The organism is Streptomyces sp. SJL17-4, from assembly GCF_036826855.1.
Classification (GTDB): Bacteria; Actinomycetota; Actinomycetes; order Streptomycetales; family Streptomycetaceae; genus Streptomyces.
Genome location: NZ_CP104578.1, coordinates 8,323,328 through 8,347,220 on the forward strand (window position 1 = coordinate 8,323,328; position 23,893 = coordinate 8,347,220).

General features: G+C 69.5%; 21 protein-coding genes and 2 pseudogenes. 13 read left to right on the forward strand and 10 right to left on the reverse strand.

Features of this window, described 5'->3' with window-relative positions:
• Nucleotides 1–106 precede the first annotated feature (106 nt).
• Together N5875_RS37420 and N5875_RS37425 are read left to right on the forward strand one after the other, a co-directional pair.
• Complete coding sequence (locus N5875_RS37420; RefSeq protein WP_318212207.1) at nucleotides 107–577, forward strand: RICIN domain-containing protein; 471 nt, start codon at nucleotides 107–109, stop codon at nucleotides 575–577.
• 371 nt (nucleotides 578–948) lie between these two features.
• The gene (locus tag N5875_RS37425) at nucleotides 949–1,584 is read left to right on the forward strand and encodes an RICIN domain-containing protein (RefSeq protein ID WP_338498838.1); all 636 of its coding nucleotides are present in this window, start codon (nucleotides 949–951) and stop codon (nucleotides 1,582–1,584) included.
• A gap of 523 nt (nucleotides 1,585–2,107) precedes the next feature.
• On the opposite strand, the gene N5875_RS37430 is transcribed toward N5875_RS37425, so the two are convergent.
• Complete coding sequence (locus N5875_RS37430) at nucleotides 2,108–2,731, reverse strand: DJ-1/PfpI family protein (protein WP_338498840.1); 624 nt, start codon at nucleotides 2,729–2,731, stop codon at nucleotides 2,108–2,110.
• A gap of 88 nt (nucleotides 2,732–2,819) precedes the next feature.
• Here N5875_RS37430 and N5875_RS37435 point away from each other — a divergent pair, with 88 nt between their 5' ends.
• The gene (locus tag N5875_RS37435) at nucleotides 2,820–4,157 is read left to right on the forward strand and encodes a PLP-dependent aminotransferase family protein (RefSeq protein WP_338498841.1); all 1,338 of its coding nucleotides are present in this window, start codon (nucleotides 2,820–2,822) and stop codon (nucleotides 4,155–4,157) included.
• 436 nt (nucleotides 4,158–4,593) lie between these two features.
• Nucleotides 4,594–4,929, forward strand: a pseudogene (locus N5875_RS37440) (RNB domain-containing ribonuclease); the annotation flags it as partial.
• Nucleotides 4,930–4,997: 68 nt separating this feature from the next.
• Here N5875_RS37440 and istB read toward each other — a convergent pair.
• Both istB and istA read right to left on the reverse strand, forming a co-directional pair.
• A complete protein-coding gene (gene istB / locus N5875_RS37445; protein ID WP_338498843.1) occupies nucleotides 4,998–5,762 on the reverse strand; it encodes an IS21-like element helper ATPase IstB in 765 nt (254 codons plus the stop codon).
• The gene (gene istA / locus N5875_RS37450) at nucleotides 5,759–7,363 is read right to left on the reverse strand and encodes an IS21 family transposase (RefSeq protein ID WP_338498845.1); all 1,605 of its coding nucleotides are present in this window, start codon (nucleotides 7,361–7,363) and stop codon (nucleotides 5,759–5,761) included. Before istA ends, istB begins: the two co-directional genes overlap by 4 nt.
• Nucleotides 7,364–7,582: 219 nt before the next feature.
• On the opposite strand from istA, the gene N5875_RS37455 reads away from it, so the two are divergent.
• Both N5875_RS37455 and N5875_RS37460 read left to right on the forward strand, forming a co-directional pair.
• On the forward strand, nucleotides 7,583–8,140 hold the full coding sequence (locus N5875_RS37455) for a hypothetical protein (protein WP_338498846.1): 558 nt from the start codon (nucleotides 7,583–7,585) through the stop codon (nucleotides 8,138–8,140).
• A gap of 84 nt (nucleotides 8,141–8,224) precedes the next feature.
• Nucleotides 8,225–9,349: an RNB domain-containing ribonuclease gene (locus N5875_RS37460; RefSeq protein ID WP_338498848.1), complete on the forward strand. Its 1,125-nt coding sequence runs from the start codon at nucleotides 8,225–8,227 to the stop codon at nucleotides 9,347–9,349.
• Nucleotides 9,350–9,537: 188 nt separating this feature from the next.
• Here the strand turns inward: N5875_RS37460 and N5875_RS37465 are convergent, their stop codons facing one another.
• Nucleotides 9,538–9,894: a DoxX family protein gene (locus tag N5875_RS37465; protein WP_338498850.1), complete on the reverse strand. Its 357-nt coding sequence runs from the start codon at nucleotides 9,892–9,894 to the stop codon at nucleotides 9,538–9,540.
• A 106-nt stretch (nucleotides 9,895–10,000) separates the two neighbouring features.
• Between N5875_RS37465 and N5875_RS37470 the strand changes: the two genes are divergently transcribed.
• On the forward strand, nucleotides 10,001–10,921 hold the full coding sequence (locus N5875_RS37470; protein ID WP_338498851.1) for a LysR family transcriptional regulator: 921 nt from the start codon (nucleotides 10,001–10,003) through the stop codon (nucleotides 10,919–10,921).
• 56 nt (nucleotides 10,922–10,977) lie between these two features.
• Here the strand turns inward: N5875_RS37470 and N5875_RS37475 are convergent, their stop codons facing one another.
• The 3 genes and pseudogenes from N5875_RS37475 to N5875_RS37485 all read right to left on the reverse strand — a co-directional run.
• Nucleotides 10,978–13,206: a M48 family metalloprotease gene (locus tag N5875_RS37475; protein ID WP_338498854.1), complete on the reverse strand. Its 2,229-nt coding sequence runs from the start codon at nucleotides 13,204–13,206 to the stop codon at nucleotides 10,978–10,980.
• A 23-nt stretch (nucleotides 13,207–13,229) separates the two neighbouring features.
• Nucleotides 13,230–14,066, reverse strand: coding sequence for a hypothetical protein (locus N5875_RS37480; protein WP_338498856.1), 837 nt, complete (start codon nucleotides 14,064–14,066; stop codon nucleotides 13,230–13,232).
• A gap of 394 nt (nucleotides 14,067–14,460) precedes the next feature.
• A pseudogene (locus N5875_RS37485) lies at nucleotides 14,461–14,574 on the reverse strand (IS5/IS1182 family transposase); the annotation flags it as partial.
• A 430-nt stretch (nucleotides 14,575–15,004) separates the two neighbouring features.
• Between N5875_RS37485 and N5875_RS37490 the strand changes: the two are divergent.
• A complete protein-coding gene (locus tag N5875_RS37490; protein WP_338498858.1) occupies nucleotides 15,005–15,220 on the forward strand; it encodes a DUF6243 family protein in 216 nt (71 codons plus the stop codon).
• 822 nt (nucleotides 15,221–16,042) lie between these two features.
• On the opposite strand, the gene N5875_RS37495 is transcribed toward N5875_RS37490, so the two are convergent.
• On the reverse strand, nucleotides 16,043–16,933 hold the full coding sequence (locus N5875_RS37495) for a helix-turn-helix transcriptional regulator (protein WP_318212217.1): 891 nt from the start codon (nucleotides 16,931–16,933) through the stop codon (nucleotides 16,043–16,045).
• Nucleotides 16,934–17,172: 239 nt separating this feature from the next.
• On the opposite strand from N5875_RS37495, the gene N5875_RS37500 reads away from it, so the two are divergent.
• The 4 genes from N5875_RS37500 (at nucleotide 17,173) to N5875_RS37515 (ending at nucleotide 19,952) form a co-directional block, all read left to right on the forward strand.
• Nucleotides 17,173–17,937 carry an SDR family NAD(P)-dependent oxidoreductase gene (locus tag N5875_RS37500; protein WP_338498859.1) on the forward strand — a complete coding sequence of 255 codons (765 nt, stop codon included), beginning with the start codon at nucleotides 17,173–17,175 and terminating at the stop codon, nucleotides 17,935–17,937.
• 64 nt (nucleotides 17,938–18,001) lie between these two features.
• Entirely contained in the window at nucleotides 18,002–18,847 is an 846-nt protein-coding gene (locus N5875_RS37505; RefSeq protein ID WP_318212219.1) for an SDR family oxidoreductase, read from the forward strand.
• A gap of 434 nt (nucleotides 18,848–19,281) precedes the next feature.
• Nucleotides 19,282–19,407, forward strand: coding sequence for a hypothetical protein (locus N5875_RS37510; protein WP_338498863.1), 126 nt, complete (start codon nucleotides 19,282–19,284; stop codon nucleotides 19,405–19,407).
• A 194-nt stretch (nucleotides 19,408–19,601) separates the two neighbouring features.
• The gene (locus tag N5875_RS37515) at nucleotides 19,602–19,952 is read left to right on the forward strand and encodes a hypothetical protein (RefSeq protein ID WP_338498864.1); all 351 of its coding nucleotides are present in this window, start codon (nucleotides 19,602–19,604) and stop codon (nucleotides 19,950–19,952) included.
• A 9-nt stretch (nucleotides 19,953–19,961) separates the two neighbouring features.
• Here the strand turns inward: N5875_RS37515 and N5875_RS37520 are convergent, their stop codons facing one another.
• The gene (locus N5875_RS37520; RefSeq protein WP_338498865.1) at nucleotides 19,962–21,557 is read right to left on the reverse strand and encodes an ISL3 family transposase; all 1,596 of its coding nucleotides are present in this window, start codon (nucleotides 21,555–21,557) and stop codon (nucleotides 19,962–19,964) included.
• Between the two features lie 384 nt (nucleotides 21,558–21,941).
• Between N5875_RS37520 and N5875_RS37525 the strand changes: the two genes are divergently transcribed.
• Nucleotides 21,942–22,847, forward strand: a complete 906-nt coding sequence (locus N5875_RS37525) for an endonuclease/exonuclease/phosphatase family protein (protein ID WP_318212220.1) — start codon at nucleotides 21,942–21,944, stop codon at nucleotides 22,845–22,847.
• A 277-nt stretch (nucleotides 22,848–23,124) separates the two neighbouring features.
• Here N5875_RS37525 and N5875_RS37530 read toward each other — a convergent pair whose 3' ends face one another.
• Nucleotides 23,125–23,787 carry a hypothetical protein gene (locus N5875_RS37530; RefSeq protein WP_338499384.1) on the reverse strand — a complete coding sequence of 221 codons (663 nt, stop codon included), beginning with the start codon at nucleotides 23,785–23,787 and terminating at the stop codon, nucleotides 23,125–23,127.
• Between the last annotated feature and the right edge of the window lie 106 nt (nucleotides 23,788–23,893).

Consider the following 23,893-nt stretch of genomic DNA (forward strand, 5'->3'; position numbering starts at 1 on the left):
TTCACACCCGGTAGAGCGCGCACGTGCCCTGAAGAGACCGGGCCGCACGCGCCTGTCGTCCGGGACGAATCCCTCGGTCGTCGTTCCTCATCCATCTGGAGGGGTCATGCAGATACCCGCTGTACGGCGTTGGGCCGTCGTCGCCGCGACCGCCGTAACCGCCGCACTGACAGTCGCCACACCCGCGCAGGCCCGCGCGGACATCTTCCACTTCGACGGGCAGAACAACGAGACTCGCCGCTGCATGGACGACAGCTGGGCGGAGGGGCTGCGGGCATTCCCCTGTAACGGGATGGACTTTCAGCAGTTCCGGTTCTCCGACGGCACGTACTACCACGAGCTGCGGAACAAGGAAACCGGCAGGTGCGTCGACGACAGCTGGGCGGAGGGGCTGCGGGCGTTCCCCTGCAACGGGATGAACTTCCAACAGTGGTCGGTCACCAACGGTTCCGGCGGGACGACCTTCAAGAACCGGGAAACCGGCCGGTGTATCGACGACAGCTGGGCGGAAGGGCTGCGGGCGTTCCCCTGCAACGGGATGAACTTCCAGAAGTGGTGGGGCGTCCACGCGAACTGACCGCGATCCGCGTGCCTGAACGGTGGCCGGCCCCCAGTTGGTCGTGGGACCGGCCGCCGTCCGACGGCGGGGCTGGTGACCTGCTCGCCGTTGCCGCGGGCGCTCTCGGTCGCCTCGACGGAACCATCACCCGGCTGTTCGGAATGACCGGCGGAACGTGGAGCCGATAGGCGGCCGGAGATCGCACGTGATCGCCGGCAGGTTGGGCTCACGCCCGCTCTCGCCCTCATATTTCTCAGCGGTTTCCCTCTGCGAGTCAGCTGGGGCGAAGAGTCGCTCTGGGAAGAATTCGGAATCGGCATCGACGGCGGACGCCGAGCCAGGCCCTCATCGGACGTGGCCGGCGGCGCCACTCGGACCCAGGAGGAGTCATGACGCCCATGCGCGTACGTTCGGCCGTTCTCGGCACGGCAGTCCTCACCCTGACTGCGGCTCCCAGCCTTCCGGCCCAGGCAGCCCCCGCCGCCGGGCCCACTCCGGCCTCCACACCCCAGTTGTTGAAGGAAGTACCCAGCGCGGAGACCGACCGTCAGGCGGCGGCGCTCTGGGTCCATCTGCGCAACACCGGGACCCAGGGGAAGTTCTGCCTGTCCGTTCCCGGCGCCGACAGGCAGCCGGGCGTCGGGCTGGTGCAGTTCGACTGCGGGCCTTGGGTCGACCACTGGTGGACCCTCGAGGCCTGGACTTACCAGGGCCAGCGCGTCTACCGCATCGTCAGTCAGAATCCGAGCGTCAATAACACGTCCCAGTGCGTCGCAATCCCCGGCGGCAGCATGCAGGCAGGCGTGCAGGCCATCCAGTGGGAGTGCGGCACCTGGCTCGACCACTTCTGGAAGGTCACCGACCAGACCGGGGCCGGCGACTATCAGCTGCGCAACCTCAAGAGCGACCAGTGCCTGGGGGTGGATGGCAACAGTCACACCGCTGGGGCCAAGGTCATCCAGTGGCCGTGCAAGACCGACGGCGGCGACCACCCGGACCACCGCTGGCACCTGTCCATCGACTGACTGGCCGAGCCCAGCCCGTACACCACCGCGGGCTTGGAGCAGCGAGGGAGAGAAGAGGCCCGAGGGATACCCCTTGACCGAGGGGCATATGGCCCTCGGCCAAAGGCCCTACTCCCGCCAAGGAGTCGATGTCCTGTCGACGTTTCCGACGCCGTTCAGCTCGTTCCGGCGCGCGGCGAAGGGTGCAGGCGCGGCGCCGGTGCTTCCGTACGTCCACAGCCGGCCGGCGCGTGCCGGCGATGCAACCGCCTTCGAGGCCGTCGTGGCCGGCCTCCGCGCCCCAGGCATCGGGCCTGGCAGGTCTCGAACCCGGCCGTTGGTCGTGCGCGGACCTGGCCTGCTCCGCCCGCGTCATCCGATCTCGCCTGAGGCGACGCGGGATTCGCCCGGGGACTGCGTGCCTTGCTGTACTGGTTCCGCCGCTGCGGATCCGTTGGGAGATACTCGGCGACATCCACGAAGCCGCCCTCGCTCTCGAAGGCCCACTCCCACTCATCTGCTGGCGACATGTGAAGTCATTGTGCTAGGCGAGCACTTGTGAGGGAGCAGGCAGGTAGGGAGTGATGTTGCGCCAGGCGCGCTCGACGTATTCCTCCTTCTCGCCGACCGGGGCGACGTAGTGCAGCGCGCCCTCGGCGGCTTCGTTGCCCTCGAGACGGGCGATGATCCAAGCCGCGAGGTACTGAGAGGCGAGGCAGCCGCCGGCGGTGGCGATGTTGTCCTTGGCGTAGAACGGCTGGTTGAGTACCTCGACGCCGGCGGCGACGACCCAGGGCTTGGTGGTCAGGTCGGTGCAGGCGGGGATGTCGTTGAGCAGGCCGAGCTTGGCGAGCACGAGCGCGCCGGAGCACTGTGCCGCGATGAGTTGGCGCGAGGGGTCCAGACCGCGCAGGACCCTCATGATCGCCGGGTCCTCGACGACCTCGCGGGTGGCGATGCCACTGCCGACGATGACGGCGTCAGCGGTGCACGCCTCCTCCAACGTGGACATCTGCTCGATGGCGACCCCGTTCATCGACGTCACCTTGGGGCTCGGGGTGGCGATGGTGACGCGCCAGCCGTCGGACTTGATGCGGTTGAGCACACCGAGCGCGATCAGGGAGTCGAGCTCGTTGTAGCCCTCGAAGGTGAGGATGGCGATGTGCACGGCGGATGTCCTTCCGGCTGGGTGAGTCTTGACGGTAAGGACCCGTGAACAGGACAGTCAAAGAATTGTCATGGATACAATGCGGTACATGGCAGCCCCGCGCTACAAACGACTGGTCGACGCGCTCGCATCCGACATCCGGTCGGGGCGACTGGCCTCAGGTGCGCGATTGCCGACGCACCGCGCTCTCGCAGCCCGCGAGGGTATCGCCCTGGTGACGGCGACTCGGGTGTACGCGGAGCTGGAAGCGATGGGCCTGGTGAGCCGGGAACAGGGCCGCGGCACCTTCGTGCGTGACATCGCGGTTCCCGCTGGTCATGGCATCGATCAGCAGGTCGTCGCCACGGATGCGGTCGACCTCAGCTTCAACTATCCATCGCTGCCGGGCCAGGCCGATCTGCTACGGCAGGCCTTGCGAGAGGTGGCCACCTCCGGCGATCTCGACTCGCTGCTGCGCTACCAACCACATCGAGGGCGTCCCCAGGACAGAGCATCGATCGCGCGGCACCTGAGGCGTCGAGGAATCACCACGGACGCGGATCAGATCCTCATCGCAGGCGGTGCTCAGCACGGCCTGGCCATCACCGTCATGGCCACGCTCAACGCCGGCGACGTCGTCGCGGTCGACGCCCTCACCTACCCGGGTTTCAAGGTGCTCGCGCATGCCTTTCACCTCGACCTGGAGCCCATACCCGCAACCGCCGACGGGCCGAATCTCGATGCCCTGGAGAAGCTGTGCGCGACCCGCCCCGTGCGCGCGATCTACACCATGCCCACCCTGCACAACCCTCTGGGCTGGGTGATGCCGGCAGCCGACCGCACCCGCCTGGTCAAGATCGCTCGACGGTACGGTCCCCTGATCATCGAGGACGCCTCGTACGCCTACCTGGTCGAGGACCCGCCACCGCCGCTGGCCGCAACCGCGCCGGACATCACGGTCTACGTCTCGGGACTCTCCAAGAGCATCGCCACCGGCCTTCGGGTCGGCTTCGTCGTCGCCCCGCCCGCCAGGCTGCCGTCGCTCGAACGCGCGATCCGGGCGACCACCTGGAACACCCCGGCCCTCACCACCGCCATCGCCTGCCGCTGGCTCGACGACGGCACGGTGGAGCACTTGGAAGTACAGAAGCGAGCCGACGCCAAGGCCCGCCAAGCACTCGCCGGACAAGAGCTGGCAGGCCTACCCCTCGTCAGCCACCCCTCGTCCTACTTCACATGGCTGCCGCTGCCCGACGACGCACGCGCCGACCGCCTGACCGCCGCCCTCGCACGTCAGCACATCTCGGTATCCACAGCGGAGCCGTACACCACCTCGACGCACACACCACAGGCGCTCCGCCTCGCTCTGGGCTCGACCGATCTGGACCGTCTCCGGTCGACGCTGCGCACGGTGCGACAGGTCGTCCTGCAGGACGCCTGCACCTGACCCCCTCCCGACCCGTGCCGCCATCCCGATCCGGGCACGCCGATGACCACAGAGGCGAACTCAGGGTCGGTGAACGGGTGGGGGTTTGTTGAGGTCGACGCGCGACGGGTGTCCGAACGGACGCGTCGTGTATCTCCCCCCGGTGGGGGTGCCGCCGGTGTCGTACCAGCCTCCGAAGACGTACTCGCCGAAGCGGGAGCGTACGACGCCGGCCGCGAAGAGTCCGAGACCGAGGAGGGCACGGTGTCGTGGGCCTGGCCCGCAGGGTCGCAAGGTCCGCAAGGTCCGCAAGGCCGCGCCTTTGGATGATCTTGTCTGGTGGAACATGGTGACGTGGTACATCGTCACGAACTGTCCCTCGCCCGCCCGGACCTGCCTACTGAGCTGTTCGTGGTCGCCGTTCTACCCTCGGGTCATGCGACGTGGTCAGATGCATATGTCCCGTGACGCCCTGGATGCTCTGCTCAAGGGATTGCAGCAGCTCCGGGCGGAGCTGAAGGCCTCCACGGACTTTCCCGTGCACGTACTTGAAGCGGCGGAGGCTGCCAAGGCCGCGGTCCGGCTGCCCGACAAGGACGCCACTCATCTGCCGTTGTTCACGATCGACCCGCCGACGTCGAAGGATCTCGACCAGGCGATGTTTCTGGAGCGGCGGTCTGGCGGCGGGTACCGCGTGCACTATGCCATCGCCGACGTGGCCGCTTTCGTCAGGGCGGGTAGCCCGCTGGACGCCGAGGCTCACGACCGGATCGAGACGCTGTACTTCCCCGACCTTGTGGACGGTCACGTAATTCCCCAGGGGTTGTGGTCACGCAATTCCCCAACCCCTGGGTGCCGTGATCAGTTGGCTGTCGGCTTGTCGACGGGGTTCCTCGGGCGCTTGTTCGGGCGGTAGCTGGGTCCGTTCATGATGACTTGGTGGCTGGTGTTGATGAGCCGGTCCAGGAGCGACTCTGCGACGACGGGGTTGGGGAAGAGGGGATACCAGTCGCTGGGGGCCCGGTTGCTGGTGATGATCAGGGAGCGTCCCTGACGTTCGGAGACGAGCTCGTAGAGGTCGTCGGCCTGAGCCGCGGTCAGCTGGCGCATGGCGAAGTCGTCGAGGATCAGGACGTCGGGGCGGATCAGCTCCCGCATGCGCTTGTCCCAGGTGCGGTCCGCGTGGCCGCCGGCGAGCTCGGCCAGGATCCGGCTGGTCTTCGCGAACCGAACGTTGGCGCCCTGGCGGACGGCGAGGTGCCCAAGGGCCTGGGCGACGTGTGTCTTACCGACCCCGACCGGACCGAAAAGGATCACCGACTCGCCGGCGTGGAGCCAACGCAATGCGGCCAGGTCGCGGATCTGGGCAGCGGGTAGCTTCGATGAAGCGGTGAAATCGAACTCCTCCAGGGTGACCTGCTGCTCGAACTTCGCCCTGGCCAGGCGTCGTTGAAAGGCGACGGTCTCGCGGCGGGTGATCTCGTCCTGGCAGAGGACCTGGAGGAAGTCCAGGTGCCCGAGCTCGCCGCCGTGGGCCTGGGCCAGGCGGGCATCCAAGGTCTCCAGCATCCCCGACAGCCGGAGCGTTTTGAGTGATTCGCGCAGGGCGGTGTCCAGCACGCTCATCGAGTGGCCTCCTCGGTGGCGTCGGTGTCATCGTGACCAGGGTCGTCGTGAAGTTCGTCCGAGATCTGGGAGGGGATGCTGGTGGCGAACAAGCCTTCGGGGCCGTGCAGGAAGGCCGCGGCGCCGGCGTCGCCGGTCTCCGGCTCGGGATCGGTCTCGGTGCCGGCGATCAGGATGCCCTTGATAGTGCGGTAGGACGGGTCGCCGACCGCGATCGCCTTGGTGCAGGCAGCCTCCAGGCGCTGGTCGCCGTACTTCTTCCGCAGGCCGAGGATTCCCTGGGCCGCGCGGAGCCGGTAGAGAGCGTTGACCTCCAGCAGCTGGTCGATCACTTCGCGGCAGGCGTCGCCGATCTCGGACGCCTGGCAGCGGCACCACATCGGTGTCTTCATCTGGAACGCGATCTTCTCCGGCGGGTAGTCGGCTGGGTCAGTGCGTTTCCCCTGGTCAATCGCGGCGTGGGTCTTGACGAGCTCGCCGTCGTGGAAGACCTGGACCATGGAGGCGGTGGAGCGGACGTCGACCTTGCGGCCGATCAGTTTCCAGGGCACCGAGTAGAGGGTGCGGCCGACCTTGATGTGGATGTCCGGGCCCACGGTCGCCGCCGACCAGCGGGCCAGCACGAACGGCTTGTCCGGCAGCGGAAGCAGGGCCACCGACTCGACCGCCTCGAACACCGCCAGCGGCGAGGCCCCTCCCAGCGGCCGGCACTGCCTGCGGCCAGCCGTCCCCGCTGCCCAGGTCAGGCCCTCGGCCTGCATCTGCTCGACCGAGGTGAACTGCCGCCCGCTCCAGAACGAGTCTCGAACGTAGGGCATCGGCCGTTCGACCCTGGGCTTGTCCTTCGGCTTCGCCGCGCGGGCCGGGTCGACCAGCGTGCCGTAATAGGTCGCGAGCTCGGCGTACGACTTGTTGATCTTCGGGTCGTAGAGGTCCGGCCGGTCCACCGCCGTGCGCAGGTTGTCCGGCACGAGCCGGCGCGGGACGCCCCCGAAGAAGCGAAACGCTTCGATGTGGGCCTGGGTCCAGGCGTGCTGGTCCATGTGAATGACCGGCCGCACGAACATGTGCCGTGAGCTGGGCAGCACCATCACGAACGCCCAGATCCGGTGCCGTTTCCCGGTGGTCGGGTTGATCCATTGGCCAAGGAAGCCGTAGTCGATCTGGGCCTCCGAGCCTGGCTCCACGTCGTCCCGAAGCACCGTCACCCGGGACCGGGCCGACTCATCGGGCAGGTTCTCGGTCACCCACCGGCGGAACGTCGAGAGCGAGACCGTCAACTTCCCCTCATCCCGCAGGCGCTGGTGGATCGTGGTGACCGTCGTGGTCTCCAGCAGGCCCTTGACGTACTCACGGTGCGGCTCGATCTCCGCCCAGGTCACCTGGTTCAACCGGCGGCTCGCCAGTTCCGGGAACCAGACCTTGAGCAGCTTGGCCCAGTCCGCCTCGCTCATCGGCGGCCCGCCCGGGATGATCCCGGCCTCCTCCGCCGGCGCCAGATACTTCCTGACCGTCTTGCGGTCCACCCCCAGCGAGGCCGCGAGCTGGTTCTTCGACCGTCCCGCATACCAATGGACGTAGATCTCGACGATGTCGACCACCTTGAGCGTTCTCCTTGCCATCCGGAATGTCCGCCGATCTCTCGGCCTTCCGGTCGAGGGACGGTGACGACTCCGCGATGGTCAGGACCCTCAACCCGGCACGGACATGCCCAAGGGGATCCTGAACGATTCGGGCGGAGGCCTCATCAGTGTTCAAACCACTCGATGCGGGAACGTCCTCGCCGTAAAACAGGGCTGACCAGGGCAGATGGCTGTGGCATGCTCGCCCGCGTGACTCATGACCCAGATGGTGGATGGTCCTTCGCGACCGCACGGGAGGCAGCCACCTTCGGCGCCGGCGAGCTGACAAGCGTTCCCGGCGTCGAGCACGCGATGGCCGAGAGCGGGACGCTCTGCGGCATTCCGGAGCACCAGGTCACCCGCTATATGCATCTCTTCGAACCAGCAGAACCGCAGGCATGTCCGGACTGCCGCCAGCAAGCCGAAGCGGCTCCGACAAAGCCGTGCGCTCAAGAGCGACTTCACGACAGGCTCCAGGACGCCGACCCGGGACAGATCCGTGACGACCTCCTCGCCGCCTTGCGCAAAGGGGCGAAAGTGGGCCTGTGGCTCCGCGGTCCCGCCTCTCAGCTGGCCAGACACTACGCAGGCCTCGACTCGCTGACCGAGGGGGCCGAGGCCGCCATCGAGGCCTTCAACACCACCACGAGCATCGGCCTTGCCCGCATCGAGGACCGCACCTGGCGCTTCATCGCTGTCCTGCCCGAGGACGACACCCGCCCGCTCGTCGCACGTGGGCCCCGCACTCTCAGCTGACCCTCAGATGCCGCGAGATCAGCGCCCCCTTGGGGACACGTGACCGCGCGGGTGGGGAATTACCTGACGCGAAAGCGGTCACCGATGGGGAAAACGCTGACCGTCGACACCGACCTCAAGGTGCCCCTGCACCCGCCCTCGATCTCCGAGGGGCCGGCCAGTCTGCTTCCGGGCCAGATCGTGCCTGCGCTGCTGTGGCAGCACGACCTCGACGCCGACGGCAACGTGACCGACTCGACCGTGAGCCGGGCCAAGGTCCGTAGCCAGGCCAAGCTCGACTATCACGGGGTTCAGCAGGACATCGACGCGGGCACGGCCGAGGAGCCCGTCGCCCTGCTGCGCGAGATCGGCAAGCTGCGGGAGGCCGTCGAGGCCGCGCGCGGCGGGGTTGCGGTGAACCTGCCGGACCAGGAGGTCACCCTGAAGGACGGATCCTTCCGGCTGAGCTACGTGAAGGCGCTGCCCGTGGAGGGCTGGAACGAGCAGATCTCCCTCATGACCGGAATGGCCGCGGCCCGGATCATGCTGGACAGCGGTACCGGGATCCTGCGGACCCAGAAGGAGCAGACCGACGAGCGCGTGGTCCGGCGCGTGCACGGCATCGCAAAGTTCCTGGGCATCGACTGGAAGCCCGGCGTCTCCTACGCCGCGCTGGTCAACTCCCTCGATCCGGCTGACCACAAGCACATGGCGTTCCTCAGCGAGGCCACCGCCATGCTGCTCAAGGCGGAGTACACCACCTTCCGCGATCGCCAGATCCCGGATCACACGGGTCATGCGGCGATCGCGGCCCCGTACACCTACTGCACGGCCCCCTTGCGGCGCCTGATCGACCGGTACACCGGTGAACTGTGCGTGGCCGCCTGCGCCGGCCGGGTCCCGCCGAGCTGGGTGGTCGAGGCCCTGGACTGCCTGCCGTGCGACATGGCGCGGGGGAAGGGGAAGGTGGCGGACCGGCGAGCGGTGGACCTGGCGGAGGCCGCGGTGCTGAAGAACCGGGTGGGCGAGGTCTTCGCCGGCTTGGTCATCAACACCGACGCGGAGGACGACAATCCGAAGGAGGGCATGGTGCACCTGACGGAACCCGCCGTGATGGGCAGGATCACGTCCGGCGCCAGGCTCCACCTGGGTGAGAGCATCCAGGCCAAACTCACGCGGGCCGACCCCCTCTTCTCCGGCAAGAACAAGATCCTCTTCAACACGGTGTAGCGGCCCTTCGCCCCGCCTTCGCGGCGGCGGGATCCCGCCCCCGCGGTGGCCCAGGGACGCTCGTCTGCACGTGCCCCGGGCGGCCGGCGACCGGTGTGCGCCGACCGACGGCGGGCTCTGCTTCGCGCGCACCGCTGGACAGGTGGCGCGAGGTCGGAGGAGCCGGGTCCGTACGGGGGAGTCTGCGCTCAGTCCACCCCGTGCACCGCGATGCCCAGGACGAGCACGGCGACCGACAGCGCCAGGAAGACGAGCGCCCCGCCGATTCGGAGGTCACCGACCCGTAGATGCGCACCGATCGCCCCGACGAAGTACAGCACCAGCCCCACCCCGGCCGCCGTCCCGATCCACGGGACGGCGATCCCCGCCAGCAGCCCCGCCGAACCGGCCGCCAGACACGCCCCCAACGGCACCATCCACGTCCGCGGCACGCCCAGCCGGTCCGCGATCGCGGCGATCGACGGGTGCCGGACGAAGTCCAGGCCCGCCCCGTACGCGAGGACGGCGGCGGTGAGCACGGCGAGGAGCACGTACACGGCGAACACGGAAACCTCCATGGCGAAGAGCCCGACGAGAGGGCGTTCGGCCCTGCTCACACCCTCCCCGCGCCCGCCGTTGCGGGTCCAATACCTGCATCCATAACCTGACGGCATGGATGTGGACACCCGCTTGCTCCGCTACTTCGCCGCCGTCGCCCAGGAAGGCAACCTCACCCGCGCCGCGCAGCGGCTGTTCGTCTCCCAGCCGGCGCTCACCAAACAGATCCGGCAGCTGGAAACCCTCCTCGACGTCCGGCTCTTCACCCGCTCCCGGGCCGGCATGACCCTCACCGAGCCCGGCCGCGCCCTCGCCGCCGGCGTCCCCGGCCTGCTCACCGACTGGGACCGGGTGCGCCGCGAGACCCGTGGCGCGGCCTCGCGCGCCGCCCGCGTCCTGCGCGTCGGCTTCCTCGCCAGCGCCGCCAACGAACTCACCCCGCGGATCACCGCCGCGTTCGCCGCCCGCAGGCCCGGCTGGCGCGTGGACATGCGCCAGGCGCCATGGTCGGACCCCACCGCCGGACTCGCCGCCGGGGACGTCGACGCCGCGCTGCTCCGGCTCCCCTTCCCCGGCCAGGACGGCCTGCGGACCGAAACGCTGCTGACCGAGGACCGGTGGGCCGTCCTGCCCGACGACCACCCCCTGGCCGGCCGTGCCGAGATCCCCTTCCCCGAACTGTGGGACGAACCCTTCGTCGCCGCCCCGCCCGAGACCGGCCCGTGGCGCGACTACTGGCTGGCCGTCGACGCCCGAGAGGGCCGGCCCGTCCGCATCGGAGCCGTCACCGAGAACCCGGACGACTGGCTCACCGCCATCGCCAACGGCTACGGCATCGCTCTCGCCCCCGCGTCCGCCGCCCGTTTCTACCCGCGCCCCGGCATCGTCTACCGTCCCGTCACCGGCGTCGCCCCGACCAGCGTCGGCGTCGCCTGGCCGCCCGCCGCCGACACCGACCCCGTCGTCCAGGACTTCGTCCGCTGCTGCCTGGACCACCGGCCGCCCGACCAGGACGGATCGGCCGACGCGCCATGACGGGGTCGACGATGCGCACACCCGAATGATCTCGTCAGCGGCTTCGGCAGGCTCGTTCACCAGGTTCGCGGCGGTCGTGCAGCGGACCTTGAGGCCGGCTTCGGCGGGACACCGAGGGCCGGCCCGGGTCGCCGGACGCCGCGGCCGCGCCGCCGTCGCACGGCGGCCGCCGAGGTGACCAGGGCGGCGAACGCCAGCCACGCCGGACCGGAGGTCAGCGCCATGGCCAGCACGGCGAGGCGCGCATGGGCGATTTCGGGGAACGGGGAGCACAGGCCACTCCCGGCCGAGCAGGACAGGGCCTGCACAGCCGTGGCCAACGTCAACGGCGCCACCGCCCCGCAGCCCAGAACCGCCACCAACCCCCGCGCCAGCCGCAGCGGCGCGTGGTCGCGGGTTGCCCACAGCGCGGCCCACACCTGTGCGAGACCGAACACCACCAGGGCGACCCACCACGCGGCCGGGCCCGGGCCCAGCATCACGACGGCGGTCGCGACGGCGGCTACCGCCCCGGCGGGGATGCCCAGCCGGACCATGTGCCCTGCGGTCGGAAGAGCCGGGCCGAAGCCCGCCGATGGCCTTCGCCTGCCCAGCCGGCGGGCCAGCGCGTGCCCGGTCACCGGCACGAGCGCCCCGGTCAGCAAGAGCGGGAGCAGCAGTGTGGTCAGCCGGTCCGAGAGCAGCTGACCGGACCCCCAGAAGAACAGCACGGCCCCAGGCATCTCGGGGGCGACGAATGCCGAGCCGTAGATCAAGAGCCCGGGCAGCCTCAGAAGGAACTCGATCGAGCCGAACAGCCCGGCCGCCGACCCCGCCAGGACAGCGGCCAGTATGAGCCGCGGCCGGCCGCCGGCCTCCAGGACCGGCTGCCACGACACCGCCACCGTCGCAAGCCAGCGCACCAGCCCCCAGCCTGCCAGACACATCACGGCGGTGTAGGACAGGACGTACGAGAGCCCCGCACCGCCGATCCCGAAACCGAGCCACACGACGTACGTGGCCAGGAGGTTGGACACACACACGCCCAGGCCGAGGCCCAGCCCCGCGGTCCGTGCCTGCGGCATGCCGTCCCAGGCGGCGGCCCGCCACACGACCGTGCCCACCGCGACGAGCAGCATCAGGGCCGCCGAGGCCGGTCCCGTCAACTCACCCCAGTCGGTCGGCGACGAGGTGTTCCGGAAGGCGCCGCCACCAGGGCCGAGCTCGAACAGGTAGAAGAGGAAGGCCACGGCCGCGCCGACGGCGGCCATGTCCCAGAACCCGGGCGGCGGCTGTGGCCGCCCCTCCCCAAGGGCCAGGAGCCGCTGCCCCGTCGTGGGGTGCACCCTGCGCAGCTCCGCCAAGCGGCCCCGCCTACCGGTCGGCCGCAATGATCCGCCCGGGGCGGCGTACGTCGTGAACAGGTGGCGCAACCCTTCTGTCGAGCCCTCCCACTCGCAGACGCGGGCATCGGCGTACAGCTCGCGGCTGCGCAGAACGGCGCTGCTGAGCAGCGTGACCAGGAGCCCCATCAGGCCCAACAGGACGGCGAAGACGACGATCGAGGCGATCTGTTCCGGCCCGAACATCGCCGGGGCGAGGAGGACCGCCACGGCGGTGACCATGAGCATGGGCGGCCCGAAGGTTCTCCACGCGATCAGGGTCAGGAAGCCGATGTCGATGTCACGGTTGCGGATGTGGGCCAGCTCGTGAAGCACCACCGCCCGGAAGGCCGCACGATCCCGGTCGTACAAAGCGATCAGGCCGCCGCTGAGCACTACCTGCCGTCGTCCCGCCCGACCGAAGGCCAGGGCGGAGATGGTGGGGTCCAACGGATCCGCCAGGAACGTCACCCGCGCCCGCACTCCGGTGCCGGACAGCAACCCGGTGACGGCGGCCGCCAGCTCCGGCATCCCGGTCAGCGGCTGGTAGCCGCGGTGGACGACGCGCCAGCGGGGCAGGGCCACGTAGCCGACGGCCATGGCGAGTCCCAAGCCCGCGGTGGATGCCCCCGGAATGAGTATCCCGGCGAGGGGACGGGGGTCCGGGCAGGCCTCCGGCGACCCGTCGGGGAGCGGGACGGCCACGCCCTCCGCCCGGCGGCGGGCGGCCTCCTCGCTGGTCCGTTTCAGGCACTCCAGGAAGGACTGGGTGCCGGCCACGTCCACAGCGTTCACAGCGGCCGCCGCGAACGCGGCGACTGTCCAGACCGTCAGAGTGACAACGGCCGCGATGAGCAGGATGAACTGGACAGTGGTCCCCGAGGGCAGGACGAACGCCCCGGCCGACACAGGTGCGCGAGGCACCCCCGGCCCGGTACTCGCCCCCCTCACCCTCCGGCACCCGCTCCAGCGGGTGCGGCCCCGGGCCCGTCAGGCTCGTTGGCGTCCACCGCGGCGCCCCCGTATCCGATGGCCGCGCCGGACCCGGGGGTGGGCCCAGCGGCGGCCGCAGCGAGGGTGGAGCCGGTGTCTGTGTCCGCGTCAGGTCTGCCGGTAGCCATGGTGGTCGCGTCGGGGCCGACGGACGCCCGCGGCCCGGCAGGGCCGGTGTCGGAGAGCGGCTGCGCAATGGCCACCGGTTCCGGACCGGAGTCCGCCCCCGCGCCCGGTTCCGTGGTGGCGGTGGTGGCGGTGGGCGTGGCGGTGACGGCGGTGGCGGTAGGGGTGGCGGTGACGATGGCGAGCTCCGCAACGATGCCGTCCGCGATGGCCCGGGCCGCGTCCTCCGGCACTCGCAGCCGCAGGGCCGTCTCCCGCGCGACCCGGCGCAGATCCGCAAGCTGCGCCGAGGTCAGGGGCTCCGGAGACGGCAGGGCGGCGACAGGTTGCTGTTCTGGCTCCCCGCGACGGCGCAGGCGCCGCAGCAGTCCGTGCCGTGCGGTGTCCACCACGTGGCCCGCGGCCTGCTGGGCCAAGTGGGCGAGGACCTGCACGGCCGCCGCCAACGCAACCGTGCCCAGCATCGCCGCCGCGGTCTCCAGCCCCAGGCCGAGCGGTTCGCCGGCTCGAGGCCCGCCACCGAACCGCCGGTGTTCCGGGGCGCTGTGGAAAGCCCGTGCCGTCAGCTCGAACTGCGCAAGCTCGTCGGGCGCGGCTTCCGCCACCGCCCGCCGCGCCAGCCGCGTCGCCAGTTCCCGGTCGTAAGTCCCCGTCCCGCTCGCCATGTTGATCGCCGCCCCCGCTGCATCGCAGTACGCTCCGGTGCGCGCAGGGTACCTCCCGCCCGGCTGCCAGCCGACCGAATTCCGGCGAAACGTCCAGAACCCGCCGCCCCCATGGCTCAGACTGACAGCTCGTACTGCAACGGTCTGATGTCCGGTCGTGGGCGGGTGAACTGAGAGCTCTGAACGAGCGGTTCGTGCACCGCATGAGCGGGGCACGCCGACGTGCGAGCGCCCCCCGTGTCCCCGCCGGCCCGCCCCCGCCTCAGGTGGCGGGCAGCGCGGCGCTCGTCGGCGCCGTCAGCTCCGCCGTGGCCTGGCGGTCCTGGAACGGTTTGCGCCAGTCGCCGGTGCTCCGGTACAGCCACACGCCGCTGAGCGGCGGCGCGCGGCTGCTGCGGCGTCTGCGGTTCGCGGGCTGGTCGGCGGGCTGCGGGATCACCACTCCGAATCCGCGCCGGGGGAGACGGGTGCGGATCACGCGGGACGAGTACGCCTTGCCGGCCAGGACCACATAGGGAGTGGTCCTGGCCGGTCGGTCTGCCGGGGCGCCCGTCAGAGGGCATGGTCGTCCGGCTCGCTGGCCCTGACCCACTGGGCCGCACATGTGCTCGCGACCCCTGACCATGCCCGCGGTGCCCCTGCAACGCCACGTGGACCTGGCCCGGACGGGTGGCGACCACCGGCGGGTACGGGAGGTGCCGAGATTCCCTGAAGGGGGCTGAGCCCCGGGGGCCGGCCGAAGCCCGGCCGCCGGCGCCGGGGCGGCGAACCCTTGGCGCGCGGGGGCTTCGGACCCGGGTAATGTCCTTGTCATGTTCTTCCATACGCCGATTTACGAGTGAGAGCGTGACGGGCTCCTGCTGACGTCCCTCGACGTCGCCGCCTGTCCCCTCACATATGAATCCGCAGACCACTTCACATCATCACCGGGAGAACCCGTGACCGACAGCAAGAACATCAACAACCCCGTGGGCCAGGGCGGCGGCCAGCGCAAGAAGCTGTCCCGCGCGGAACGGCAGAACAACGGTCCGCACCGAAACCTCGACCGCCGGAATGCGGCCGACAAGAAGGCGGAGCTGGTGCGCAAGATGCGCGAGAAGACGCACGCAACTGAGGACGCCGCGCAGGCGGGCGACGACACCGCACAGAACTGACGCCTTGCCGCCCGGCCACCGTGTGAGTGCTGCGGAAGGTGGCCGCGAGGACCGGCAGCGCCCGTCTTGATCGAACCAGACTGCACGGCGGGTTAGTCGCGGGTGAAACCGGTCACACGTCTCCGCGCGGCGGTGCCATAGCGGCAGGTGGAGGTGGCCGTCACGGCCTGCTCGGCTTGGCAGGCGCCAGGCGCCAGGCGCCAGGTGCCGGCTCGGCGCCGGGCTCCAGCGGCACCACGTCCAGAACCGCACTCCACGACACGCGGCCAGCCTCCAGCGCGACGACGCAGGAGCACAGCCAAGCCAACCGGGGATCACCTGGTGCCTCGCACCACCGCGGCCGCAGGTGCGGTACTACGAGCGGTCCGAGCAGGTCGCCGCATCCGGTCGCAGCCACGGCGGGGCGTCCGCTGCCGGCACCAGGCGGCCGTCGGCGGCGCGCGGTCGGCCGCCTCCAGCTCATCCATCAGTACTTCGCCGTTCCCATATCTGCGGAGACGGTCCCTGCGCCAAGCTCCCTGCGCCAAGCTCCCTACGCCAAGCGCACCCATGAGGCCATCCCGTCCTACTTGCCCGCTTGCGCGGGGATGGTTGGCTTCGTTCACGAGAACGAGCAGCAGATGTTCACTACTTCGGGAGGCAGGAAGACTGGTGACTGTTCGAATCCTCCTGCTGGTGCGAGAGCGTCGAGGTGAGTTCGCTGACTACGGCCTCGGGGAACATCGGTCCAGCGGCGGTTATCAGTGAGAACGATCATGCGGAACCTCGCCGGGCCGATGTCCCGCTGGGGTTCGGTGCCGTTGCGTGGCGGGAGCTCTCGGGTCAGCCGGCCGGGTTGTGTGTCTCTTCGGGAGCCTGCGGTCGGGAAGCGGAGGTGCCGGTCCAGCTGGCGAGGAGGGCGAGGGCTTCGGCGGAGGGGGAGGCGGGTTCGGGGGTGTAGATGGTGAGGGTCTGTTCGGGGTCGCCTTCGACGGCCAGGACCAGGTAGTCGAGGGTGAGGTCGCCGACGAGCGGGTGGTGGAGGCGTTTGGTGCCGGTGGTGTGGGCGACGACGTTGTGGTCGGCCCACATGCGGCGGAAGGCGTCGCTGTGCAGGGACAGCTCTCCGATCAGCTCGGTGAGCTGCGGGTCGTCGGGGTGGCGTCCGGCGTACAGGCGCAGCATGGCCAGGCAGTCGCCGGCGACCCGGTCCCAGTCGGCGTACAGCGCGCGGGCGGCCTCGTCGAGGAAGACGAAGCGGGCGAAGTTGCGCTCGCGGCGGGGCCGGGCCTCGAAGTCGGTGTAGAGGGCGTGGGCGAGCTTGTTGGAGGCCAGGACGTCCGTGCGCCGTCCCTGCACCACGGCGGGGACGCTGAGGGAGTCCAGGGTCCGGTAGAGGACCGGGTGGACTCGTTGGGGAGCGAGGGGGCGCTTGCGGCGGGCCCGGGTGGTGGCGGTGGGCTGGGCGAGGTCGAAGAGGTGGGCGCGTTCGGCGTCGTCCAGGTGCAGGGCGCGGGCGACGGCCTCCAGGACGGTTTCGGAGACGCCCTGGGTACGGCCCCGCTCCAGGCGGATGTAGTAGTCGACGCTGACTCCGGCGAGCTGGGCGACTTCCTCGCGGCGCAGCCCCGGCACGCGGCGGGGCCCGCCGTGCGGGGTGAGGCCGGCCTGTTCGGGGGTGATCCGGGCCCGGCGGGTGCGCAGGAACTCGCGGATCTCGCTGCTGCGGTCCATGGGTCCACCGTACGGCGGTACCTGGCAGGTCAGCGTGCTGGAAGGGGGTACTGGCAGACCCCCGGAAGAGCCGTACCCCGTACGCGGGCCCGGGCGGGGTCGACGGGTGGTTGCCTGGACAGCGGGCCCGGTGCACGGCACTGATCATTCGAGAAGTACGCGCCGTAACGGCACGTAGGAGATCGTCGCTGCCGCTGTCCCTGGTTTTACGCCGTACGTCTGGAGAAGAGGACACCTCGATGGCTTCGAAACTGACCGGCACCGTCGCGCTCGTCACCGGCGCCAGCAGCGGTATCGGTGCCGCCACAGCCCGACGGCTCGCCGAGGACGGGGCCTCGGTGGCGCTCGTGGCCCGCCGCAAGGACCGCCTGGAGACCCTTGCCGCCGAGATCGAGCAGGCGGGCGGCACCGCGCTGGTAGTGGCAGCGGACATCACCGACCGCCTCCAGGCCGAGGACGCCGTACAGCAGGTCATCGAGCGGTACGGACGGCTGGACACCCTGGTCAACAATGCCGGTCTGATGCTCCTGGGCCCCGTCGTCGGCGCGGACGCCCATGAGTGGGACCGCATGATCGCCGTCAACGTCCAGGGCCTGCTCTACGCCACCCGCGCCACCCTGCCGCACCTGCTGAAGGCGGCAGAACAGGACCCGCGCCAGGTCGCCGACATCGTCAACATCGGCTCCTACGCCGGCCGCGTGGCCAGCCGGGGCTTCGGCGTCTACAACGCCACCAAGTTCGGCGTGCACGCCTTCACCGAGTCCCTGCGCCAGGAAGTCACCCAGCGCCACGTGCGCGTCGGTGTCCTGGAGCCGGGCGCCGTGGAGAGCGAACTGGGCACGCACAACAAGCCCGAGGTCCGCGGTGAACTGATCGACCCGTACTTCGAGGGGACCGAGGTTCTAGCCGCCGAGGACATCGCCGACGGCGTCGCCTACATGGTCACCCGTCCCCGCCACGCCGCCATCGGCGAGCTGTGGATCATGCCTACCGAACAGGGCTGACCCCGTCCCCGCTCGGCAACACCACGCACGGGGCGCCTCCTTCGGCGCCCGGAAGGACACTCTCATGAGCAAGGTCATTTTCGTCACTGGTGCCGGACGCGGTCTGGGCACGGACATCGTCCGCCAGGCCCTCGCGGCCGGCCATCAGGTCGTCGCCACCGGCCGCCGCCCCGAGGAGGTCGAGAAGACCTTGGGTGGCCCGCAGGACAACCTGCTGGTTACCAAGCTGGACGTCACCAACCTGGACGACGCGCACACGGCCGTACAGGCCGCGGTCGACCGCTTCGGCCGCATCGACGTCCTGATCAACAACGCTGGGAACTTCTTCGCCGGCTACTTCGAGGAGGTCTCCCCGGCGCACATGCGGCAGCAGATCGAGACCAACCTCTTCGGCCCGATGAACGTCACCCGCGCCGTCCTGCCCGTCATGCGCGCTCAGCGCGACGGCCACGTCATCACCATCTCCTCGCTCGCCGGTCAGGTCGGCACGGAGTTCACCTCCGCCTACGCCGCGTCCAAGTTCGGCGTCGAGGGCTGGACGGAAGCCCTGCACCACGACATCGCCCCGTACAACATCCGCACCACGATCGTGGAGCCCGGCTACTTCCGCACCGAGCTGCTCGTGGACGCCTCCACCACCTGGCCCGAGCCGACCATCGACGACTACGCCGAGCGCACCACCGCCACGGTCGAAGCATGGAAGAGCATCAACGGGCAGCAGCCCGGCGACCCCGCCAAGCTCGCCCACGCCCTGCTGACCCTGGCCGGCCAGGACCAGCCGCCGCTGCGCTTCGTCGCCGGCGCCGACGCCATCGAGGGCGTCTCGGCCAAGGCAAGGGAACTCCTCGCCCAAGCTGAGGCCTCCCGCGAACTGGGCGGCAACCTCGCACACGACGACACCAATGCCTGACACCACCCCCGCACCGGGCAGGCCAACCGACCCGCCCGGTGCGCCAAGAAGACGCGGTCACAGTCAGCTGACCCGTCCCCGGGCGCGGTTCGTTCAGTAGGTCCTCGCCCAGGTCGACGCCATCGGGGTTCAGGCCAGCCCTGTGCAGATACACCAGGTGATCACCGGAGCCGAAGGCACGGCCGAGAATCGCGCCGTCAACATGGACGCGGCGTCCGCGCTCGGCTCGGGCAGCTGGGCTCGTTCGAATCTTTACGGCCTCCAGGTGCCTCCCAATCTCGTGAACAATCGCTGCTCAACGTCGGGCTCTGGTCCACTTCTTGTGGAGGCTCACGGACAGTGATGTCAGTGGTGTGTGGTGGGATGGCCGGACTGCGCCGTTGATCTTCTGGGAGCCCTTCGTGACGTCCTCGTACCCATCCCTGACTCACGCCTTGGCCGAAGCTTTGGTCGATGTCCTGTGGTTCATCGACGGCAGCGAAGACGAGCAGATGGATCCGGACGACGCGGTCAAGGTCCTGGAGGGCGTCGCCCACGTGGTCAGCACGCTGTCGAAATGATCAGCAACAGGAGTTGAGCGCCCTACTCGGGGAGATGGCAGCCGCCGAGACCAACCCAGCTCGCCGCAAGTTCCTGGAAGAGTTCCCGGAGGGCTTCGGGCTCATCGACGATGCGTCCTGAACGATTCAGCTTGCCGTACAAGACAGGCACCAAACCGCGTCGCGGGGTTGATCATCCACCCAGACTCAGCACCATGAACCCGACGATGTTGGATAGCGGCATGGTGAGACGCAAGAAGGAGAAGAAGAAGCGGCCCGCCTGGGGCATTCCGAAGGGGATCGTCCTGTTGGCGACGCCGGAGGGCTGGCGTACCAGCGTCCTCACCGAAAGCGGAATGCTCTGCGGACGGCTGGACGTGCCGATCAACACCGACCCACAAGACGCGCGGTCTGCGGCGGCGGTGATGGTGACGGAACTCGCGCGCGACTTCCACGACACCGACGTCGAGGTGAGCTGGGAGCCGCCCCAGGAGCCTTGGTCATGGACCGCCCAAGTCACCCTCGCCGCCGAAAACGACTCACCTTCGCCGGACGCCGAAGGTTAAACGGCAAGCTCAGGAGTAGAGCAGGACCCGCTTGCGGAGGAGTTCGAAGCCTGCGCGGCCGAACATCTGGCGTTTCAGCATCTTGATCCGGTTGACATGGCCCTCGACGACTCCGGAGTTCCACGGCTGCGAGAGCCCGGCAGTGACGGCGTCGAGGTCGCGCTCTAGGTGCCGGGCGAATCGCTGGAGGCTGGGCAGGTCTGCGGTGGTCGCGGCCTCGATCCATGCCGGCAGTTGATGGCCTTGCAGCCGAGTAAGCATGTGGGCGAAGAAGCGCACGTGCCCGGCGAGTGCGTCCAGTTCAGGGCAGTTCGCCAGTACGGCCTTGAGCTGGAGCCGGTCGCTCTCGGCCAAGGCGTCGGGGTGGGTAAGGATCCAGCGGGTGACGGCGCGGGCGGATGGCGGCCGGGGGCCGATCGGCTGGGGCTTGCCACGCAGATTCCGGCTCACGTAGGCGCGGACGTTGCCGTAGCCGTCCGGATAGCCCTGTTCCCTGATCTCCTCCCACAGTTTCCAGGCGTTGGTGCAGCCCTCCTGCCATCGCTGGTCGAGGAAGGGCTTGAAGGCATCGAGCTTGGTGGGGCGACTTTGCCACTGCCCGGTGAACAGCTGCTCCGGCTCGGTGGCGCAGGAGAAGCGAAGGACGGTGTTGAGGCCCATGCCGAGTTGCCGGGCGATGGACCGCTTGCTGTGGCCGGCGGCCAGGAGCGCGTGGACGGTGGCGTGCTTGGCGCGGGTCCGCTCAGCAAATCGGTGCCCTGTCGGCCACGGCGACGATGCGGGCGACTCCGACGCCTGCTGTGGTTCCTGCAGCTGCACCGGTGACGGGCGCAGGCAGGCACGGTGCCGGTAGACGCACTTCTCGGCCGCTTCACCGAGGTTGTGCCAGAGGTGCCATCTGTCGGCGACCTGGAGAGCTTGCGGGGCACCGCGGGTGGCACCTTCGGCGTAGAAGGCGGCGCGGTCCCGGCAGATGATCTCAATTCCCGGTCGCTCGGACAGCCAGGCCGCGAGGGTGTCCGCCTCGCGGTCCGGCAGGAGGTCCACCGGCCGGCGTGTCTCGACGTCAACGAGCACAGTTCCGTAGATCCGGCCCTTGCGCTGAGCGTATTCGTCCACGCCGAGCACGCGGGGCGTGGCGGTGGGCGGATCCGGCAGCGAGGTAATCAGCCTCAGCAGCGTGTTCCGGCTGACTCGCACCCCGAAGGCATCCGACATCCGGGCGCCTGCCCGTCCCGCGAGCGCGAGACCGACCGAGACCAGCGTCGATCGCAGCCGCTCCGTCCGCCGACCGAACCGGCGCGTGAGTCGCGGCACCTGCTCGACAAATGTCTTGCGCGGGCAGGACTCCTCCGCGTAGACGAACCGGCGCACTCGTAACGAGACCACGACAAGCTTCCCAGCGGTCGGCAGGTCACGGGGAAACCGCAGGTAGGAACCGTGTATTCGCCCCGACCAACACCCGCAGCCCGGACAGACCGCCCTACTGGCCATGGTCTGGGCCTCTACGCGCACGACAGTGTCAGCCACCTCGACCGACTCCACCGCCACGTTCTCTACTGACCAGAACAGCAGCTCATCCAGCTGCGGCCGTACGTCGTTCACGGGGCAGAACTGTCGACCCCACTCCACCCGGTCGGGACGATTTTCGGGCGACCTCGACAGGCATCTAACGACGAGCAACAGTCACGCTGCGTACGCGACCACAAGAAGTGGACCAGAGCCCAACGTCGTGAACAAAGCCAGATGGTCTGTGGGCGGCGCAGATGATGCGCGTTGGCCGAAACGGAACCTGATTCACCTGGTGGCTCGTCTTGGGGGACAGGGGGAGCGTGGACGGGAAGCCGGTTGGAGCGGCCGGATCGTGGTGTGACGTCGATGGTGAGGGCAGTGGTGCTTTGGCGGGCGCGGCGTTGGGCCGCGTGGTGGGTTCCGGGTGCGCGCGAGACGGGGGATGAGAGGGGCCGATCGGTCTGGACGCGGGGGCGGGTGTCTGCTGCCTGCGCTGTGCTGACGGCAGGGCTGTTGGCGTTCCACTCGGCGGTGCCCGACTCCGTAGACGGTCTGGGCAGTTTGCTGGAAGTCTTCCTGCCTTGGCTCGGCCTGGCTGTCGCGGCGTTGTTCGGCGTGGCGCTGCTGCGCCGTTCGGCGACCGCGCTGGTGGCCCTGCTGCTGCCGGTGGCGGCCTGGACGTACCTCTTCGGTGGACTGCTCCTGCCTGGTGGGAAGCTCGACGCGCAGGAGCTGCTGGTGGTGCAGCACAACGTCAGCGACGAGAACCCCGACCCTGAGGGCACGGCCCTTTCCCTGGCGGACGCCGAGCCCGATCTCATCGCGCTGCAGGAGCTGGTGCCCCCGGCGCTGCCGGTCTACGAGAGGACGCTCGCCCCGGCCTTTCCGTACCACGCGGTCCGGGGCACCGTCGGACTGTGGTCGAAGCATCCGCTGACCGGCGTCCGGCTGCTGGATGTCAAACCGCAGGGGATTGCTGGGCCCTGGAGCCGCGCACTGCGGGCCGTGGTCCACACGCCGCGTGGAGAGATCGCGGCGTACGTCGCGCACCTGCCCTCAGTACGCGTTCGGGCGACCGGCCTCGCCTCGTCTTGGCGTGACGAGAGCGCCGGCCTGCTGGGCAAGGCCATCGCGGCTGAGAAGGTGAGAACAGTGATCCTGTTGGGCGACCTCAATGGCACGGTCGACGACCGCGGGCTGGCCCCGCTGACCTCACGGATGAACGTGGCGCAGCGCGGCTTCGCCTTCAGCTTCCCCGCCGCCTTCCCATTGGCCCGGATCGACCAGATCATGGCCCGCTCAGCGACCGTCGGTCGCATCCGCACCTTGCCCGCCACCGGCAGCGACCATCTGCCGGTCGCCGCCGGGATCGCACTGCACTGAGGGGATGGCCCCGACAGCGCCCGCGTTCAAGATGTCGATCTTGCGCTACCTGCATTCGGGGGGATGTCCCCCGGAGGGGAGGGTTTCGGCTGTCTCGATTGAGCGGTGCCGACTGTCCAAGCGTGTCCTACAAGGGCTAGCTCGCTTCGCGGCTATGTGTGCGGCCCTCATCTGCCTCCGCCGCCTCGTTCGTGCGGACGCTCGCAACCGGTCAGCATCGTGATCGTTGGCTCGTCCGGTTAATCGGGTACTCAGGTCCGGCAAGGCCGGCCAGCGGTCAGCCGCCGTGAAGACCCCACTCGTCAAAGCCGCCGTAGACATGGGCCTCGAGGGATCCTGGAGCGTCCATGCCGACGGCCTCGCCACGGTACAGCGCGATGAGGGAGTCCTTGCCCCGCCACCAGGTGTCAGTCAGGCCCAGCACTTCAGGTACGGGCTCGTACCCTTCAAGGTCTAGGGAGTCGACGGCCTTGCCGGTGATCCTCGTGATGGTCTTGGCCCAACGTCTCGCGTGGCTGGCCAGCGCCAACGATTCCACCCAGCCCTCGGTACTGGCATGCAGTGGTGCCCAACGGGATCCAGAGATTCCGAACTCGCCACCAGGGCCGATCATGAATCCGTAGGCCATAGAGACCCGACAGTCCCCGGCCGGGATCCACCAGCCCTCAGCGGCCGAGCCCTCGGGAACATCCGCGCCCAGGATGCGCGGGCCGCTCTCGTAGAACGGTGCCGGCGGCAGCGCGAGACCGCCCCAACGGTCCTGGAACGCCACTGCACGATCGATCTCCGCAGCCGGGACGCCGTGCTCGATCCATGCCTCGCGGTGAAGCTCGATGCCCTGCTGAGGAACACAGAGGCCCTCCACCTCGATGAAAGTCTTCGCCCTGCGGCTCAAACCGCCTGGCGCAGCCGGGAAGGGCGAAACGAGAGTGGCAGCCATCATGGTGCCGGAGTCTACGGGCGAGGCCGTGTAGCGCCTTGGACAGAAGCCCACCCGCTCCGATGCCGTCCAGCACCACTTCCTCCGTAGCCGGGGGAGAGATCCT